Source organism: Sinorhizobium terangae, assembly GCF_009601505.1.
In the GTDB taxonomy this organism is placed as follows: Bacteria; Pseudomonadota; Alphaproteobacteria; order Rhizobiales; family Rhizobiaceae; genus Sinorhizobium; species Sinorhizobium terangae.
In genome coordinates this window covers 22,994-39,323 of sequence record NZ_WITC01000132.1, presented here as the reverse complement: position 1 = coordinate 39,323, position 16,330 = coordinate 22,994, and the positions used below count along the sequence as shown (strand labels likewise).

Sequence of the window (16,330 nt, the reverse complement as noted above, 5' to 3'; positions counted from 1 at the left end):
CGGGCGCTGACGCCGCAGTCGGTCAACCTGATCCTGAAAAGTCGCTGCAAACAGGCCGGCCTCGATCCGGCACTATTTTCCGCCCATGGACTTCGGTCCGGCTATCTGACCGAGGCGGCCAACCGCGGTGTTTCCCTGCCGGAAGCGATGCAGCAGTCACTGCACAAATCGGTCACCCAAGCGGCGAGCTACTACAACAACGCGGAACGAAAGAATGGACGAGCGGCCCGGCTAATCGTCTAACCGTGACGACGTACCGAAGAGTGCATCGGCTCGCCTCTCAAACGGCTGCCATTCTTCCGGTTCCGCTTCCGCCTCCGATCTATCGTGCCGGTCAGCACCCGATGCTGCCCTGCCCCAGGCTTCAGCACGCTGCATCAGCGACGCCATCTCTCCCCTCAAGCGATGCGAGCGTTGCAGGTCGGCGGCGTGCTCGGCGTTCTGGCGGGGATCGTAGAATACGGCGATCGCCTCGCCGACTGCCTGTCGTGCCGCCTCCAATTGTCCTTTCAGGCTCTCCAGCTCGGCTTTGGCCGCAAAATACTGTCTCATCACCGCGACAAGTTCGCGGTCACTGGCGCTGATCTCCACGATGCTTCCTCCACCATTGCTCGCCAAATCCCTTGCTAACTGTTGGCGGCATCGTGTCCCAGTCTGGGAGGCCGGGCGTTGAAAAGATCTCATAGGTCATGCCGCGCGGTATTGTGATTACCACCTAATGCTGGTTTGGAGGCAATCGACCTACCATGCACCAGCTTTTCGAGTACCGCCGTTGAGTAGTGCTCGCTGGCGTAGATGATCGGGCTTGGCAGCGTGTTCAAGCGCCCCGGGGCTATGGTTGAGCCGGCTGCGTCGAATATCGGATAGGTGCCTTTCGGGTCGCCTATTCGAAATGCCGACAGCGTGCGATCAAGAATCTGGGCGCTCACGCAGCGCTGCCGTATTTCAGGCTGGCGAGGGTTTCCAGGACGAGTTCGGCGCCGATCTCGCTCTGAATGACCACATCAATCGGACGTTTGTCCTCGAGCATGGGGTGGGGCCGAAACAGGAAATCACGAAGATCGTTTTCGAAAATGTCGGCGAGATCGACGTTATCTGCGCCCCCAGCCTGACCGGCAACCCGACTGTGAGAGCGGAGGTGCGCGGCCGAGACGTTCTGCTCGAGACCCCCGGGGAAATCATCGCAAAGAAGGTTTACTACCGCGGCGGCGCGATGCAGCCCCGCGACATGTTCGACATCGCCTGCGTCGTGAAAAACTCACGGCGCGGAGTACCTCAATGACGCCCTGACACCGTTCCACGATAAATGCGAGGCGGCGCTGAAAGTTGCTCGCCAGATGAACCCGCAGTTCGCGGAGACCATCATGACGAGACTTCTGTACCGAGAGGGCTTCTCCGATATTCCGCAAGTGGCTCAGTCAATGACGATTGAACTCCTCGAAACCATCTGCACTGGCGCAAACACCTAGCGGGCGTTGCGAAGCCTTGCGGTCGGGGGCACCGTTCGCCCGCACCATCGCCATCAACATTACTCGCCAGACGCAGGCTTGCGTCAGATTGCGCAAGTAGCCGCCCGGCGTTCTCTCAGCCGGTTGATGATTTCCTCACGCAGCATTTGCATTTCGTCGAGGATCGGCTCTATATCCGCATTCGTCGGCGTACGGGGATGCGGCCGGTCAGCTCGAGGAAATAATTCTTCGATGCGTCCCCAGTCGCCGGCAACCCCCTCCTCCATTGCCGCGCTAAGTAGTTTACGAACGTCGCGCCGGCAGATAGACAGCGCCTCCTTGGTCGCGCGGAAGCGCCTGCCATCCGCTGCCACGTGCTGCGCGGGTGTGGGCGAGCTCCTCGGCGCGCGAGCCAACGGCTCAGGTTGAAACCGAACGCCTCCTGGATCGAGCCGCGATCGTCCTTGCGCGCGTACCGCTTGCCGTTGGCGCTGTCCCTCCGCTGGATCAGGCCGGTGTCGACGAGCGCGGCGAGATGACGGCGCACGGTCGTCCCGGCAATACCGTGCGCGCGCACCGAGAACTGATCATTCGATGGAACGACGATGAGGCCGCGATCTTCGACAAAGGCTTCTCTATAATCAGGCCACGGCTCGTCCTCCTATTATGAGGATTGGTCCGGCCCGTCCGAGCAACCCTCGGAAGAACAGCTTAGGGCGAGCCATCTCACTCCCGAAGAGGACATACATGGTGTAATCGCGGGCTGAGGCCCTTCTGGATCCGATCATGATTTTGGAGAGGTGGCTGCTCCCCGATAAGATGAGATACGGGCTCTCGACCGGATGCTGGGGCCAGCATCAACGGAGAACAGCCACGACAGAGTATATCGCTCTCGACGTTTCAATGAAAGAGTCGGCAATTTCGATCCGCCGCGCGGGCAAGCGAATCTGGCGCGGAAAGTGGGCCTCTGCTCCGACCGTCATTGCCGAACTATATGCCTCTAAAACTCAATGCCATCTACTTCGTCGTTCCGGGTCCACTGATTGCTTGTTTGGTGGCAGGTGTATTGTGGTTTCAAAGTGACGAGCAGCGGCAGCCACGGCGTTCGCGCGTGGGACTTGCACTTGACGAGTAACCGGATCGCATCACGTTGAGGGTTGACGGGTGCTATGCGTCCATGCCGACGATCCGCTGCACACGGACGCCGAGCGATCGGCATATCCGTCCTGCCGCGTTCGAAGAACCCGCCACAAGCAGAACGCGAAGAGCAGCCTTGACCAACGTCAAGATACTTCCGTTTCCAGTCGGAAATCGTTGATGGGGCGAAAGGTCGATAGGCTGGGGGTATCGAGCAAGGCCGATACTGATACGATTCAGATAGATCGCAATATCGAATGCCATGGGATGTCCTTAACAGCTAGAATTCGTATCGTTGAACGCTCGCCGGAAGGGAGATGACGTCTCTAGGTCACGGAGCAGAGTACGATGGCCATCTCCCCTATAGTGAACGTGCCGACCACTCCGGAGCCATTCCTCGGGTTCGCACTGAACCAAACCCGCCGTTCGAGCGCGGCAAATATCGCCGTGATACCGGAGAGTCGCGCATTGCTCGTACGGGGCGTTAAACATCACGGTGCTGCGATAACAGGTACACAAAGGACTTCCGATCCACAGCGGATTGCAACAGTTCGTATCGATCTTCTCAGGCCTCCGCTCATAGTGACTGGCTGTGGCTCACTACGAGTGGTCGAGATAAGCGTCGAACGCAGCAGCAACGGAGCGAAGCAAAATGCGATGGCCATCGCGCACGCGGATGAAGCCATTCTCGACGTCCACTATCCCGTCGTCGGCCAGCATGGCCAAGCGCTCAGCTGAATCGGGAGGATGGCTCCAATCGAATCCGTGGGCGGCACAGATTGTCGGTACGTCGCCCTCGAAGAGTACGGGGAACTTTCTTCTGAGGCTCTTCCTGGCACTTGGCACGGTTCTTGAAACTCTCTCGTTGCGGGCGACAAGCGACAGGAATGCCGACGGGCAGCAGAAGACGACAATGAAGACTGATATGGCAGCCTATGGTGTAACCGAATTAACTCCTGAAGAAGCATCTGCGAAACATCGGGGGTTTTTTGGCCGATTGTGGCGGCGATTGGCAGCGCCGTGGGGGTAGCAATCCTTTTGGCTGGAATTGTAACAGAACTGATTAGACGTAAGCAGGACGGTTAGGGGTCTGAAAAAGCATAAATGGCGCAAGCTGGCAGCATTGATCGCGATATATTTGCACTGATGATCTCGTGACCTGCGCTTGTGCTGCCCCGGGGTTTGTCGAAATTGCGACATGCCAGGTTCGAGCCGGCATGCCGCGCACTGAATAATATAAATTAACAGCTTTCTCGGCTCTTCCTGCGCAGTTGGATCGACGCTTGATGTTCTCGTGGTGCAATGAAACCTGCTCCGTTCCTTTGCAAGAGATTTTGCGGTGTGGCTTCGATCCACGAGTATGCATCGGCGTCAATGGTTGGTGTCAGTGCCTTTCCTGACCACGAGACGCTCTTCGCCATCGGCTGCGAGAGCGTGCTGAGCACGCCCGTACTATGGAGAGGTGCGGTGATCGGATCCGTGAACATCCTCCATACCGAGCACCATTACACGGAAGATATGTGCGGACTTGCCAGCCTCTATGCACGATGCCCGGCCGCCGCATTTCTGGAAGGGTGAGGAATTCCATGTCTCTTCTATTCAAGAACGCAACGATCGTGGACGCGACGGACGGCGGGGTGCGCGCGGGGCACTCTTCATCGAAGACGGTGTCATCCGGGACACTGCCTTCAGGGGTAGCAGTCCAGCGAACAGCCACGTTGTGGACCTGCAGGGGAAGACCCTCATGCCTGGGCTCATTGATTGTCACGTTCACGTCGTCGCCAGCATGATGAACCTCGGTCAGAATGCCGCTCAACCCGACCCGATTGCCGTACTTCGCTCCCTCCCGATCATGACAGGAATGCTGGAGCGAGGCTTCACGACTGTGCGCGACGTCGGCGGCGCGCCCCCTTCCCTCGCCGACGCGCAAATGGAAGGCATGATTGCCGGACCCAAGCTGGTGGTGTGCGGCAAAGCCTTGTCCAAGACTGGCGGGCACGTCGACTTCCGCACGAAGTACGACACACGCGAGGCTCACCGGAACGACGAGGCGTTCGGTTCGCTCGGCCGCATCGCAGATGGAGTCGACGAAATCCGGCGCGCCTGCCGGCAGGAGCTTCGGCAAGGTGCGAAGTTCATAAAGGCCATGGCGAACGGCGGCGTGGCCAGTCCAACCGATCCGATCGAATGGTTTGGCTATTCCGAAGACGAGTTACGTGTCGCCGTCGCCGAGGCCCGGGACGCCGGGACCTACGTTTCGGCCCATCTCTACACCGCAGAGGCGATCAAGCGCGCGGTAACGTGCGGCGTCCATTCGCTCGAACACTGCAATTTGATAGACGAGGTGAACGCAAGCCTCGCGGCCGAAGCCGGCGCTATCGCCGTCCCAACGCTGACGACCTTCGAAGCCCAAGCGAAAGAGGGAGAGCATCTCGGCCTTCCGTCCACCAGCAGGCCGAAACTCGATCTGGTGCGCTCCGCAGGCTTCAAAAGTTTAGAGGTCCTTCGCGCCGCCGGCGTCAAGATGGCCTACGGGACAGACCTGCTCGGCGCAACTCACGCATACCAGAACCATGAATTCCTTTATCGTTCCGAGGTGCTTCTCCCGCGCGAGATCCTGGCGAGTGCAACGACCGTGGCCGCCGAACTGGTCGGCGCGAAGGGTCGGCTTGGACAAGTTCTCGAAGGGGCGGTCGCGGACCTTCTTGTAGTCGCCGGCAACCCGCTCGAAGACATCAGCATCCTCGCCAGGCCCGAGCGACATCTGCTGGGGGTCATACAGGACGGTAAGATCGTCGTGGATCGGCTGCATTAGAAAGCGCGGCAACCGCTAAGTCGATAGAATGGCGATCGAATTGATTGTCACTCATGAACCCACGTAACGGTCGAGCAGACCCTCTCCGGTTGATCGTGCACGGAGCGGATTCGAACGAGCGGCTTAAGGCTCTGCTGTAAAACACCAACGAAGCCTTACGCGCCGCTGCGCCGGCTTCCGTTGCTTCGCTACGAGGCATGACTTCCAGGTCGACCCGGTTGCGCCAATAGGCATTCCCGCCGAGTACTTGTGCTGAGTAGCTTTTGTCGCTGTCCTTTTCTGTTCCAGATCACACCCGGGGCCCTGCAGTGCAGGACGCCGACTATCCGTCATTTCAAGTTTTTAACCCTTTTTAACTTTTTACCAGATGGAGAAGTTGTTACTGGGCCTCGGCTGGACACGCCCGGTTAGGCGACAGCGCCGCTCGTTAGTGCCTCCGTACTCATTGTTGATCGCAGCCAAGATCGGCTGGTCGGGTTGGACGAGCGGTTCGATGCTGTGGGCAAGGCGGGGCTGCCTTCGAATGAGACCACTGCGGCGGGCTAATCGCACTGCTCGCGAGGTGATGTGCAGGAAAACGCAGGGATCAAGGGGAGAAAATGAACTTCGACGACGTGGACAGCATCGTACGCACTGCCCTCCAGGCAATGCGACAGGGCCGGATCGGGTTTTCGGTACAGCAAGTGAATTGCGTCAATGAGCACCATGAAGTGTTTTATTCCGAATGTTTGGCGAGACTTGAAAAACTCGACGGCACCGTGATCACCGCCGGCGAATTCTTGCCCGCCCTGGAAGCATCGGGGCATGCGCCAGAATTGGATTGCCATATGTTGAACTTAGCCTTCGAATGGTTGTCCAACAGCGCGTCCGGACCGCTCGGATGCAACGTCTCATCCTCGAACTTCTCCAGCAGAGAACGCCGGACGATGCTCTTCGACCAGCTCCATCGGAACCGGTCGCTCGCACCGCGACTGGTCTTGGAGATTACAGAGAGCGCGCCCATCATACAGCAGTTCGGCGTTGCGGAATTCATCCAAGACATTCGGAAGTTAGGTTACAGAATTGCTATTGACGATTTTGGGACTGGTTTCTCGAGTCCCGAAACCATTTTTTCGATGGCCGTCGACATCATCAAGATCGGCGCTTTTTTCGCACAGTTGAGCAGGCGTTCGGAGGCTGACCGCTTGTTACATCACATGGTCGGGTTGGCCTCCTGTGTGGCCCCGACGATCGTCGTCGAAGGGATCGAGACCTACGAGCAGCTTACGCTGGCAAGAACGGCTGGAGCCACCCATGTGCAGGGATACCTGCTGTCAGAACCGACGCTGTGCCCGATTTTTCGTGGATTGGGATATCCCGCCGTCATGGACAGCACGGTCCGGCCTGGGTTGAAACCTATCCGCTTTGGCAAGCTGTCGGCTTGACAGACCGCCGTCCTGCCTACCTCAGACACGGTGTGTGTCGCTCAATTGAGAGCCGCTTCGCTTCGGTGGAGATTCGTGCACCATGCTGCGGGCCGGGATTGGCGTCACCCGCAATCCACGACCAGTAGGATCAATGGTTACAGTTCGCTGTATCGGTATCCAGAACCGCGAACAGTTTGAATGCAGGATCCACTCTCCTCGCTCAGTTGCTTCAGTTTCTTTCGCAATCGACTGACATAGACATCGAGCGTCTTGTCATACGGGTCGAACTCGCGAAAGAAAGCGATCTTGTACAGGAAAGACTTCGAACAATTTCGGTTTTTGTTTTTGTAGAGTGCTTCAATGATGCGTGCTTCCGCGTCCGTTAGCCGCATTTCACTGCCACTACATGCCAAAACTCTTCTTTGAAGGTCGCAGATCACGCGCCCGAAAGACACCAGGTCCTTTCGCTGCTCCACCGGCCGTTCGGACCTGTGCGTCACGAGCCTCCTCATTCGGGCCTGCAATTCCCGGATATGAAACGGCTTCATCATGTAATCGTCTGCGCCGAGGTCAATTGCATCGGCGCGACTGTCGCCGGTTCCCGCCCCGGAAATCAGAATAAGCGGAACATTTGTGTTGCGCCGGATGGCCCGCAATATCTCGATCCCGTTACCATCCGGGAGATTTATGTCGATGACAATCCCGTCAAAGTAATCGATCTCACAGCTGTGCACGATGTGCGCAGCCTGTTTGTATGTCGACAGAAACCGGAGGCGATCGGAGCGGACCGGCCACGTAATGCGAATCGTTTCGGCGATCAACGGATCGTCTTCGATGACAAGTATATCCATGAAACAAGGTTGCCTTCGATCTGCAGTAATCCCACCCGCAGTGGCAAGCTGACATCTATCTGACGAGTGCTGCAAGCCAGTTGTCTGCCGGAAGGGCTAAACCACTCTCTGGAAGATCTTCCCCGCTATGCTTCATGTATCCTCCCCCAACGCATCCGTGGCGTGCCCGGACCGTTTGGTCCGAGACACGTTTCCATGCCACTGCCTCTATGCCGCGAGTTGCTTAATTGCCACCTCTTTAACTTGCTTTTACGCTTTTTTACTTATGCTCAGGCGCGGCAAGTTTGGGCGGCAGCACCCCCTCGAGCGCAAGCACAGGACGCGCAGATGAGGCCCCACAAGGGCGTTAAACGTTGCCATCGAGCATCAGACGAACTTTTACGGCCAGCTCCGACGCACGATAAGGCTTCCTGAGAAAGTGGATACCGAACCCGAGGTCGCCTTGGCCGTTGTCGGCGTATCCAGAAGTAAACAAAATAGGCAAATTTGGACGAATGATGCGCGCCTCTTGCGCTAAGTCAAGCCCACTTAGTCGGCCAGGCATTACTACGTCGGTAAACAGAAGATCTATATCTGTTGTTCCTCGGAGAGCGTCCAGGGCCTGTTGTCCGTTGCTCGCCGGAACAAGCTTGTAGCCGAGATTTGCGAGTTGTGTGGCTGCATAGGTGCGTACCAGCTCATTGTCATCCACCAAGAGAATCGTCTCTGAGCCTCGTGGCAGCTTGCTCCTGCTTGGACTCGATGTTGTTTCCTTATCAGCTTGGACGGCTCTCGGAAGGTACATCTTGACCGTCGTGCCTTCACCGGGTTGCGAGTGAATCTTGACGTGGCCATTCGACTGCTTGGCAAAACCAAAGACCATGCTGAGGCCGAGACCACTGCCTTTCCCGGCTTCTTTGGTCGTGAAGAACGGTTCGAAGGCTCGCGCGAGGACGTGGGGCTCCATCCCCGTTCCCGTATCGGAGATTGTCATCACCACGTATTGCCCGGGCGCGGTGTCCGCATTCGAATCGGCCAAGTGCTCATCGAGAGAGATGTTTGCGGTTTCAATCATCAGACGTCCGCCGCATGGCATCGCATCGCGCGCATTGATGCAAAGGTTCAGGATTGCCGTTTCAAGCTGAGCGGGATCGACGAGAGCCTTCCAAAGGTCCGCCGGTTGGAGAACGTCGATCTCTATGTCTTGGGAAATTGTCCGCCGTAGGAGGGCGTCCAAACCATCCAGCAGACAATTGAGATCGACCACTTGTGGTTCAAGCGACTGTCGGCGCGCAAAGGCAAGCAGTCGGTGCACCAATTCGGAACCCCGTTGAGCAGCCGCCCAGGTCATTTCAGCGAGACGGCGCAGGTCCTTGTCATCACTCAGCCGGTCTACGAGAACCTCCGCATTGCCCAGTAGGACGGTCAGAAGATTGTTGAAGTCATGCGCTAAGCCCCCGGTCAACTGTCCGATTGCCTCAAGCTTTTGCGCTTGTCTCAGTTGCTCCTCGACGGCGAGGCGCGCTGTTATATCCGAATTGATCGAGAGGATCGATCGCGGGCTGCCATCAACATCACGCATCAAGGAGCATCGCGCCTCCACGGTAATGCGGGTCCCGTCCCGGCGCCGCTGCGCGATCTCCCCGCTCCATTCCCCCGTTGCCACGACGGCGGCTACATAAGCGCGGAGATTGGAATTATAATCGCCCCCGTAAAGCAGTTCGCGAAGAGATCGGCCTACTGCTTCCTCCGCCGTCCATCCGTAGATACGTTCCGCGCCCTTGTTCCAAAACAGGACCCTCTGGTCGATGTCATGGACGATGATCGCATCGCGGGCAAGGTCGAGAAGTGCAGCCTGCTGGGTGAGCTTGTCTTCGGCTTCCTTTCGTGCCGAAATGTCAGTCATGCCGCCGACGAATCGAACCGGATTTCCCTGTTGATCGTAGATAATATATCCGGAATCCTCGACATGCGCGGTCGAGCCATCGCTGCGAAGGAACCTGTAGTCATCTTTCCATGTTTGTTGCCTGCGATCCATCGCTACTTGAGTGGTGCGCAACACGCGTTCTCGGTCGTCCGGATGGACATGGGTTTTCCAGAATTCAAGGTTCCTGCGGCTTTCTTCGGGCGAGTGACCGAACACCGCCTTCAGGCCATCACTCCACCAGATCGCGTCTGTAGAAACGTTCCAGTCCCAGATGACGTCCGCAGTTACACTTGCGACTGCCCGAAATAGCTCCTCACTTTCTCGACTCTTCTGCTCAGCAACCAGACGCTTGGTTACATCCAGAGCCATTATCAGCCTTGCGCTTCGACCTTCAAAGTCGAAAGGATGGGACGATATTTCTGCGAATATAATCTGGCCACCCCTAAGCCGATGGCGCCAAACGCTTGGCTCCTCGTGGCCGCGCGGTCCCTTGGCTATACTTTCCAACAACGCAGATAAATCTTCCTGGAGACAAATGTCTCTGATGGTCATTTTCAAGAATTCTTGCCGAGAGTAGCCGTACCGAGCAACAGCGGCATCATTCACCATTAAGAATTGCAGTGACTCAATATCGTACACCCACATTGCTTGTGGATGGGACTTAAACAGTTGTGCATAGGAGTATGCACTTTTCTGCTCCGCATTGAGGGGATCATCTGTCATCGTCATTTGAGCTGTACCAAGGCAACAAACCCGCTGAAGCACGAGGCTCCGAAACCCTTAAGCGCCGCAGGAAGAGAGTGTGCCACTTCGTCGAAAGGACGTCGGCCCACACAATAGCGGCGGCCGCTATGCGCCCGACACCATCAGAGGAACGGACAGCGAAGTATGAGTCTCATCGAAAATTTCGAATGTGTATCTTCCCTCAGGATCGATGTTCACAGAGTAGCTCATGCGGTCGCGAATGTGATTGTTCTCATCGAACGTGAGTACCTTCGGTTTCAATGAAGTAATCCGGCTTTCATCGAGATAGACCGAGTTGCAAATGATGATCTGGTCACCGGGCTGACACGTGCGCGCCGCGGCTCCGTTGAGCACGCAGCACCTCGACCCGCGTTCACCAAGAATGACGTATGTTGAGATCCGGGCGCCGGAATTCTTATTCCAGATCTCGACGAACTCCATCGGCAGGATGCCGGCTTCCTCGCAATGATCAGGGTCAAGAGTAATTGACCCATGATAGTTGAGATTTGCCTCCGTCACGTAGATGCCATGCAGTTTGCCTGCGACAAGCTTTCTCATGTTCCCTCACCCATCACTTTGTCGCGGCCTTAATAGAGGAAAGCCTGCGAGACCGGAAGGCACTCGTATGCCAAACAGTCAGGCACCAGGTGGAGGCTCCCGGTCGATCGCAGCATGCTGCCGCCTTTAAAGATTCGAACAGCCGACTCACGACATGCCACCGCCATACCTCACCTGAAATTCCGCGTCTTCACCCTGATCGCGTCGCTGCAGATCGGATCGACGATGTCGCGCGGCCGCGGGTCATTCGGGAGCCCGCTTGGATCCGCCGCCGGCGATCCATGACGAACTCGTCCCCGCGTCCGTGCGGAAGCGGAAGGATTGCATTGCGATCACCGACCTCGCGAGCTTGGACGACAGGTCCGTCAGCCGGTGTCCGACGCGGTTTCGAGAACCCTAAATGCTGAGGAGCACAGCCCCTCCGGTCATCCCCGCCCCGGCCGCCGTTAGCAACACCTTCTCCCCGGGCAGGAAGGACTTGGCCTTGTGCGCAAGCGACAGCGAGAGCGGGATCGTTGCGGCCGAAGAATTGCCGTGCTCCTCGATGGTGCGCACGGTCCTTGACGGATCGATGCCGAGATTGTCGCAAACCGCATCGAAGATCCGGACATTTGCCTGGTGCGGCACGAAGCGGCTGACGTCCGCCGGGCCAAGACCGGCATCGGCGAGCGCGCGGGTTGCGCAGGCCGACATCATCTCCACCGCCCGGACGAACACCTCCCGTCCGTCACGCATCGTCATCAGCACATCCTCCGCCCGCATACAAGACGTGAAGGGCCGGCTGCTGCCGCCGGCGGGGATGGTGATCAGATCGTAGCCGCTCCCGTCGGAAGCCAGGTCCACGCCGATAAGGCCCTTGTCAGGATCGTCCGAGGGCGCAACGACGACGGCGCCGGCCGCGTCGGCGAAGAGCACGGCGCTTGCCCTTTCGGCCGGGTTGATGCGGCGGCTCAGGATGTTGGCGGCAACGACGAGGACCGGTTTTCCCCGGGTGCGGACGAAACCGTCGGCGAGCGTCAGCGCGTAAAGGAAGCCCGAGCAGGCGCCGGCCAGGTCGATCGCACCGGAATTGGCAAGCCCGAGACGATGGGCGAGCAGCGGTGCCGAAGGCGGCAGCAGGTGATCGGGCGTCGATGTCGCGAGCAGCGTCAAGGCGATGCGGTCCCGTGAGATGCCCGCATCCTCGAGCGCGGCCTCCCCGGCTTTGGCCGCGAGACCGCTGAGCGTATCGTCCTCCTCGACCCAGCGCCGCGCCCGGATGCCGGTGCGCCGCGCGATCCAGCCCGGCTCGAGACCGAGCCTCGCTTCGATCTCGGCGTTGTCGACGCGCCTTGCCGGCACCGAATGGCCGAAGCCGGCAAGCCGGGATGACCGGACGGTGCTCATAGCCGCCCCTTCGCAAGGGCCGAGGCCGCCTCGTCGATCGCGTCATAGGCCCGGTCGAGATCGACATCGGTGACGCAGTAGGGCGGCATCAGATAGATGACATTGCCGAGCGGGCGGATGAGCAGCCTGCGCTCCCGGAAGAACGCCCTAAGCCGCGGTCCGACATCCGAAAGATAGCCCCCCGCCGGCACGGAAAGGTCAAGTGCTGTGATCGTGCCCGCCTGGCGAACATTGCTGAAGCGCGCATCCGTGCTGAAGCGCTGCAGACGTCGCCGCTGGTTCGCGGCAAGCGCTTCGATGCGTCTGCCGACCGGCTCCGATTTCCAAACCGCGAGATTGGCGGCTGCCGCCGCGCAGGCGATCGGATTGGCCGTATAGGAGCTGGAATGGAAGAATGTCCGGCGACGGTCCGACGACAAATGCGCGTCGAATATCGGCGCGATGCAGAGGGTTGCCGCCAGCGGCAGCGCGCCGCCGGTGAGGCCCTTCGACGTGCACAGGATGTCGGGTGTGATCCCTGCCTGTTCACAGGCGAACAGACTGCCGGTACGGCCCCATCCGGTCATCACCTCGTCGGCAATCAGCAGGCTGCCATGCCGGTCGGCAATCCGCTTCAGCTCGGCAAGGACGAAGGGCGGATAGATCTTCATCCCGCCGGCGCCGAGCACCAGCGGCTCGACGAGCAGCGCCGCCACCCGGCCGGCAGTGCAGAAGCTCTCGAATGCGTCGAACGTCTCCTGTTCGCGACCCGCTTCGGGAAACGGCAATCGGTCGACCGCGAAGAGAAGCGGCTCATAGGCCGCGTTGAAGACGCCGCGCTCGCCGGCCGACATCGTGCCGATCGTATCGCCGTGATAGGCATGCTCAATCACGCAGATGCGGTGACGCGGCGCGCCGATATTGTGGAAATAGCCAAGCGCCATCTTCAGCGCCACTTCAACCGCGGTCGAGCCGCTGTCGGAATAGAAGACGTGCTTCAACCCGGCCGGCGCGATCTCGATCAGACCCCTGGCCAGGTCTTCCGCCGGTGCATGGGTGTATTCGGCAAAAATCACCTGATCATAGCTTTCCGCAGCACGCTCAATCGCCGCCATGATCTCCGGATGCCGATGCCCGTGGGTTATCACCCACCAGGACGAGATCGCGTCGAGGATATGCGAGCCATCCTCGTCGATGAGATAGGCGCCCTCGGTGCGGACGATGCGCTTCATCGCCGGTTCGAGCGCGTGCTGGGTGAAGGGGTGCCAGACGGGGGAGACGTTCATGCCAGCGCCTCGCGGAAATGGTTTACCTCGAAATGCTCGCGAAAGGCCCGCCGCAGGGCATCCGGCGTCAGCCGGGTGAGCCGCGGCAGCCGCCCGAGAATGCGGACGCGCCCCAGTTCTGCGATCGTGCTTTGCGTATCCGCCTGCTCGTCGCCGATGAAGGCGACGCCGAGAACCGAAATCGACCGGACGCGCAGCGCTTCGAGCGACAGCAGCGTGTGATTGATCGTGCCCAATCCGGTGCGGGCGCAGAGGACGACCGGAATCCGCCAGCGCTGAAAGACATCGGCAAAGACCGTCCGCTCCGTCAGCGGCACCAGCAGTCCGCCTGCCCCTTCGATGACGAGCGGCGCGTCGGTCTCAGGCGGGGAGAGGCCTTCCGGCAGGATCGTCACGCCGTCGAGCCTGGCGGCGAGGTGCGGCGAGGCGGGCGTGGCGAGCCTGTAGGCCTCCGGCAGGATGCGGCAAGCCTTTATCCGGCCGAGCCGCCCGACGGTCTCACTGTCCGTTTCACCGTCGAGCCCGGCCTGCACCGGCTTCCAGTAGCAGCCAGCAAGGGCATCGGTGAGTGCAGCGGCAAAGACCGTCTTGCCGATGCCGGTATCGGTGCCGGTGATCACGATGCGAAGTGTCATCATCGTTCCTCCGCCATCGCGACCTTCAGGCGTTCCAGCATGTGCTTGATCGCCGGCCTGTCGACATTCAGCGTGATCGCGATCCTCAGCCGCGCCGTGCCCTCGGGAACCGTCGGCGGGCGGATCGCGCGGATGTCGAAGCCTTCCGTGCGCAGGCGCGCCGCGATCCTCACGGCCCGAGCATTGTCACCGATCATCACCGGAAGGATCTGCGATCCGCTGCCTTCGACGCCGAGCGTTGCGGCGAGCGCGGCATTCGCAAAGGCGCTGAGCGCGTCAAATTCCGCCCGGCGCTGCGGTTCGTCCGCGGCGATTTTCAACGCCTCGCGAACCGCGGCCGCCGTCAGCGGCGACGGCGCCGTCGAATAGATGAAGCTGCGGGCGCGGTTGACGAGATAGTCGCAAAGGATTCGGTTGGCGCCGAGCAACGCGCCGGAGACGCCGAGCGCCTTGCCGCAGGTATGCAGCACCACGACACTTTCCCGGCCTTCGAGCGCCGCCGAAAAGCCGCGTCCGCCGGGACCGAAAACGCCGGTGGCATGGGCCTCGTCGATGACCAGAAAGCCATCGTGCTCTTCTGCGAGTGCGGCAAGTTCCATAAGCGGCGCCCGGTCGCCGTCCATCGAATAGAGGCTTTCAACCGCAATCCATGGATGCCCTCTTCCGCCAGCGCCGCGCCACTTACGGATGGCGTCGGCAAAGGCATCGACATCATTGTGCCTAACGGCAACCGCCTGCGCCTTGCTTGCGACGATCCCCTCATGGACGCTCGCATGGATCAACCCGTCATGGACGATGACGTCGTCGCGCTGCGGCAGGGTCGAAAACAGCGCGGCATTGGCGGTATAGCCGCTGCCGAAAAAAAGCGCCCGATCCGCGCCGAAGAATGCCGCCGCCTCGACCTCGAGCGCCTCGTGCTCCGGATGATTGCCGCGCAACAACCGCGATCCGCCCGCGCCAACCGGTACGCCGCGCTCGACAGCCGCGCCGATTGCCGCTTTGAGGCGCGGCGAGTTGGCGAGCGCCAGATAGTCGTTCGAGGTAAAATCAATCCCACCTCGGGAAAGCAGCACCCGGCGCCGCCCCTTGCGCGCGAGCCCCTGCAGCGTCCTCTCGTACCCATCGAGAGCACGCCTGCTCATTCGGCCGGCTCCATTTCCGCCGGCTGCAGTTCCATCGGCTTCAGCCCGAGGCGGCGGAACAGCGCCGCATCGTGATCCTCGCCGGGATTCTCGGCAGTCAGAAGCGTCTCGCCGACGAAGATCGAATTCGCTCCGGCGAAGAAACAGAGCGCCTGCATCTCGTCGCTCATATCGGTGCGGCCGGCCGAGAGGCGGACGTGGGACTGCGGCATCAGGATACGGGCAAGCGCGATCGTGCGGACGAAATCGATCGGATCGACCGGCGGCGCATCGGCGACCTTCGATCCGGGAATGGGAATCAGCATGTTGATCGGCACGCTTTCCGGGGCCACCGGAAGATTGGCGAGCGTCACCAGCATCGAGATCCGGTCGTCGACCGTTTCGCCCATCCCCAATATGCCGCCGGCGCAGACCTTGATGCCCGCGTCGCGAACATTGGCAAGCGTTTCCAGGCGGTCGGAGAAGGTGCGGGTGGTGATGATCTCGCCGTAGAAGCGCTCCGAGGTATCGATATTGTGATTGTAGTAATCGAGCCCGGCATCCGACAGCCGCCCCGATTGTTCCGGCGACAGCATGCCGAGGGTCATGCAGGTTTCCATCCCGAGCGCCTTCACCCCGCGAACCATGGCGACGATCGCCTCCATGTCGCGCTCCTTCGGGCTGCGCCAGGCGGCCCCCATGCAGTAGCGCGTCGCGCCGCCTTCCCTGGCCTTGCGCGCCTCCGCGATGACCCGCTCGACCTCCATCAGCTTCGACGCCTTGAGCCCGGTCGGATAATGCGCCGACTGACTGCAATAGCCGCAATCCTCCGCGCACCCACCGGTCTTGATGGACAGGAGTCGGCTCATCTGCACGGCGTTCGGATCGAAATGCGCTCGGTGGACAGACTGGGCGCGGAACAGGAGATCGTTGAACGACAAATTATAGATTTTTTCTGCCTCGGCGGTGGCCCAACGCTCTGCCCCGACCCTGGATTTCGGCCACAATCCCGTCCCTGATGCTTGTGCGTCGAGCATTCCTAGAGATCCTCCTCTGCG

Annotated in this window: 14 protein-coding genes and 4 pseudogenes; 5 read left to right on the top strand and 13 right to left on the bottom strand. The window is 59.9% G+C overall.

What is annotated here, in order from left to right:
• Positions 1 to 243: tyrosine-type recombinase/integrase (locus GHK62_RS31930; protein WP_153442980.1), on the top strand; the 243-nt coding region annotated here is incomplete at its 5' end.
• Here the strand turns inward: GHK62_RS31930 and GHK62_RS31925 are convergent.
• The 3 genes and pseudogenes from GHK62_RS31925 to GHK62_RS34705 form a co-directional block, all read right to left on the bottom strand.
• Positions 232 to 591 (bottom strand): hypothetical protein, encoded by a 360-nt coding sequence (locus tag GHK62_RS31925; protein WP_337733084.1) that lies wholly within the window; start codon positions 589 to 591, stop codon positions 232 to 234. The two genes, GHK62_RS31930 and GHK62_RS31925, sit on opposite strands and share 12 nt — an antisense overlap.
• Positions 590 to 929: pseudogene (locus GHK62_RS31920) on the bottom strand (RES family NAD+ phosphorylase); the annotation flags it as partial. The gene GHK62_RS31925 and the pseudogene GHK62_RS31920, both read right to left, overlap by 2 nt.
• Positions 926 to 1,069 (bottom strand): annotated as a pseudogene (locus tag GHK62_RS34705) (antitoxin Xre/MbcA/ParS toxin-binding domain-containing protein); the annotation flags it as partial. The pseudogenes GHK62_RS34705 and GHK62_RS31920, both read right to left, overlap by 4 nt.
• On the opposite strand from GHK62_RS34705, the gene GHK62_RS34700 reads away from it, so the two are divergent.
• Positions 1,034 to 1,282 (top strand): hypothetical protein, encoded by a 249-nt coding sequence (locus tag GHK62_RS34700; RefSeq protein WP_234887123.1) that lies wholly within the window; start codon positions 1,034 to 1,036, stop codon positions 1,280 to 1,282. The pseudogene GHK62_RS34705 and the gene GHK62_RS34700 sit on opposite strands and share 36 nt — an antisense overlap.
• 303 nt (positions 1,283 to 1,585) lie before the next feature.
• Here GHK62_RS34700 and repC read toward each other — a convergent pair.
• Together repC and GHK62_RS31900 are read right to left on the bottom strand one after the other, a co-directional pair.
• A pseudogene (gene repC, locus GHK62_RS35345) lies at positions 1,586 to 2,070 on the bottom strand (plasmid replication protein RepC); the annotation flags it as partial.
• A 1,115-nt stretch (positions 2,071 to 3,185) separates the two neighbouring features.
• Positions 3,186 to 3,383 (bottom strand): annotated as a pseudogene (locus GHK62_RS31900) (coproporphyrinogen III oxidase); the annotation flags it as partial.
• A 504-nt stretch (positions 3,384 to 3,887) separates the two neighbouring features.
• Here GHK62_RS31900 and GHK62_RS35340 point away from each other — a divergent pair.
• The 3 genes from GHK62_RS35340 to GHK62_RS31890 all read left to right on the top strand — a co-directional run bounded on the left by GHK62_RS35340 (position 3,888) and on the right by GHK62_RS31890 (position 6,824).
• Positions 3,888 to 4,163, top strand: a complete 276-nt coding sequence (locus GHK62_RS35340; protein ID WP_380786141.1) for a GAF domain-containing protein — start codon at positions 3,888 to 3,890, stop codon at positions 4,161 to 4,163.
• 166 nt (positions 4,164 to 4,329) lie between these two features.
• On the top strand, positions 4,330 to 5,400 hold the full coding sequence (locus tag GHK62_RS31895) for a metal-dependent hydrolase family protein (RefSeq protein ID WP_234887122.1): 1,071 nt from the start codon (positions 4,330 to 4,332) through the stop codon (positions 5,398 to 5,400).
• Between the two features lie 599 nt (positions 5,401 to 5,999).
• Positions 6,000 to 6,824 (top strand): EAL domain-containing protein, encoded by an 825-nt coding sequence (locus GHK62_RS31890; RefSeq protein ID WP_153442976.1) that lies wholly within the window; start codon positions 6,000 to 6,002, stop codon positions 6,822 to 6,824.
• A gap of 137 nt (positions 6,825 to 6,961) precedes the next feature.
• Here the strand turns inward: GHK62_RS31890 and GHK62_RS31885 are convergent, their stop codons facing one another.
• The 8 genes from GHK62_RS31885 to bioB all read right to left on the bottom strand — a co-directional run bounded on the left by GHK62_RS31885 (position 6,962) and on the right by bioB (position 16,309).
• A complete protein-coding gene (locus tag GHK62_RS31885; protein WP_153442974.1) occupies positions 6,962 to 7,657 on the bottom strand; it encodes a response regulator transcription factor in 696 nt (231 codons plus the stop codon).
• 346 nt (positions 7,658 to 8,003) lie between these two features.
• On the bottom strand, positions 8,004 to 10,292 hold the full coding sequence (locus GHK62_RS31880) for a PAS domain S-box protein (RefSeq protein ID WP_153442972.1): 2,289 nt from the start codon (positions 10,290 to 10,292) through the stop codon (positions 8,004 to 8,006).
• Positions 10,293 to 10,412: 120 nt separating this feature from the next.
• Positions 10,413 to 10,865: an aspartate 1-decarboxylase gene (gene panD / locus GHK62_RS31875; RefSeq protein ID WP_153442970.1), complete on the bottom strand. Its 453-nt coding sequence runs from the start codon at positions 10,863 to 10,865 to the stop codon at positions 10,413 to 10,415.
• Between the two features lie 396 nt (positions 10,866 to 11,261).
• Positions 11,262 to 12,251, bottom strand: coding sequence for a beta-ketoacyl-ACP synthase III (locus tag GHK62_RS31870; protein ID WP_153442968.1), 990 nt, complete (start codon positions 12,249 to 12,251; stop codon positions 11,262 to 11,264).
• Positions 12,248 to 13,516: an adenosylmethionine--8-amino-7-oxononanoate transaminase gene (locus tag GHK62_RS31865; protein WP_153442966.1), complete on the bottom strand. Its 1,269-nt coding sequence runs from the start codon at positions 13,514 to 13,516 to the stop codon at positions 12,248 to 12,250. The genes GHK62_RS31870 and GHK62_RS31865 overlap by 4 nt, the downstream gene beginning before the upstream one ends.
• The gene (gene bioD / locus GHK62_RS31860; RefSeq protein WP_167528418.1) at positions 13,513 to 14,151 is read right to left on the bottom strand and encodes a dethiobiotin synthase; all 639 of its coding nucleotides are present in this window, start codon (positions 14,149 to 14,151) and stop codon (positions 13,513 to 13,515) included. Before bioD ends, GHK62_RS31865 begins: the two co-directional genes overlap by 4 nt.
• Positions 14,151 to 15,293 (bottom strand): 8-amino-7-oxononanoate synthase, encoded by a 1,143-nt coding sequence (locus GHK62_RS31855; RefSeq protein ID WP_153442963.1) that lies wholly within the window; start codon positions 15,291 to 15,293, stop codon positions 14,151 to 14,153. Before GHK62_RS31855 ends, bioD begins: the two co-directional genes overlap by 1 nt.
• On the bottom strand, positions 15,290 to 16,309 hold the full coding sequence (gene bioB, locus GHK62_RS31850; RefSeq protein WP_153442961.1) for a biotin synthase BioB: 1,020 nt from the start codon (positions 16,307 to 16,309) through the stop codon (positions 15,290 to 15,292). The genes GHK62_RS31855 and bioB overlap by 4 nt, the downstream gene beginning before the upstream one ends.
• Between the last annotated feature and the right edge of the window lie 21 nt (positions 16,310 to 16,330).

What these genes read in the sequence shown, in the direction of transcription:
- GHK62_RS35340 (WP_380786141.1), top strand. Translation starts at nt 3,888, where the DNA reads ATGAAACCTGCTCCGTTCCTTTGCAAGAGATTTTGCGGTGTGGCTTCG.
- bioD (WP_167528418.1), bottom strand. Translation starts at nt 14,151, where the DNA reads ATGACACTTCGCATCGTGATCACCGGCACCGATACCGGCATCGGCAAG.
- GHK62_RS31895 (WP_234887122.1), top strand. Translation starts at nt 4,330, where the DNA reads ATGCCTGGGCTCATTGATTGTCACGTTCACGTCGTCGCCAGCATGATG.
- panD (WP_153442970.1), bottom strand. Translation starts at nt 10,865, where the DNA reads ATGAGAAAGCTTGTCGCAGGCAAACTGCATGGCATCTACGTGACGGAG.
- GHK62_RS31870 (WP_153442968.1), bottom strand. Translation starts at nt 12,251, where the DNA reads ATGAGCACCGTCCGGTCATCCCGGCTTGCCGGCTTCGGCCATTCGGTG.
- GHK62_RS31880 (WP_153442972.1), bottom strand. Translation starts at nt 10,292, where the DNA reads ATGACGATGACAGATGATCCCCTCAATGCGGAGCAGAAAAGTGCATAC.
- GHK62_RS31890 (WP_153442976.1), top strand. Translation starts at nt 6,000, where the DNA reads ATGAACTTCGACGACGTGGACAGCATCGTACGCACTGCCCTCCAGGCA.
- GHK62_RS31865 (WP_153442966.1), bottom strand. Translation starts at nt 13,516, where the DNA reads ATGAACGTCTCCCCCGTCTGGCACCCCTTCACCCAGCACGCGCTCGAA.
- bioB (WP_153442961.1), bottom strand. Translation starts at nt 16,309, where the DNA reads ATGCTCGACGCACAAGCATCAGGGACGGGATTGTGGCCGAAATCCAGG.
- GHK62_RS31855 (WP_153442963.1), bottom strand. Translation starts at nt 15,293, where the DNA reads ATGAGCAGGCGTGCTCTCGATGGGTACGAGAGGACGCTGCAGGGGCTC.
- GHK62_RS31885 (WP_153442974.1), bottom strand. Translation starts at nt 7,657, where the DNA reads ATGGATATACTTGTCATCGAAGACGATCCGTTGATCGCCGAAACGATT.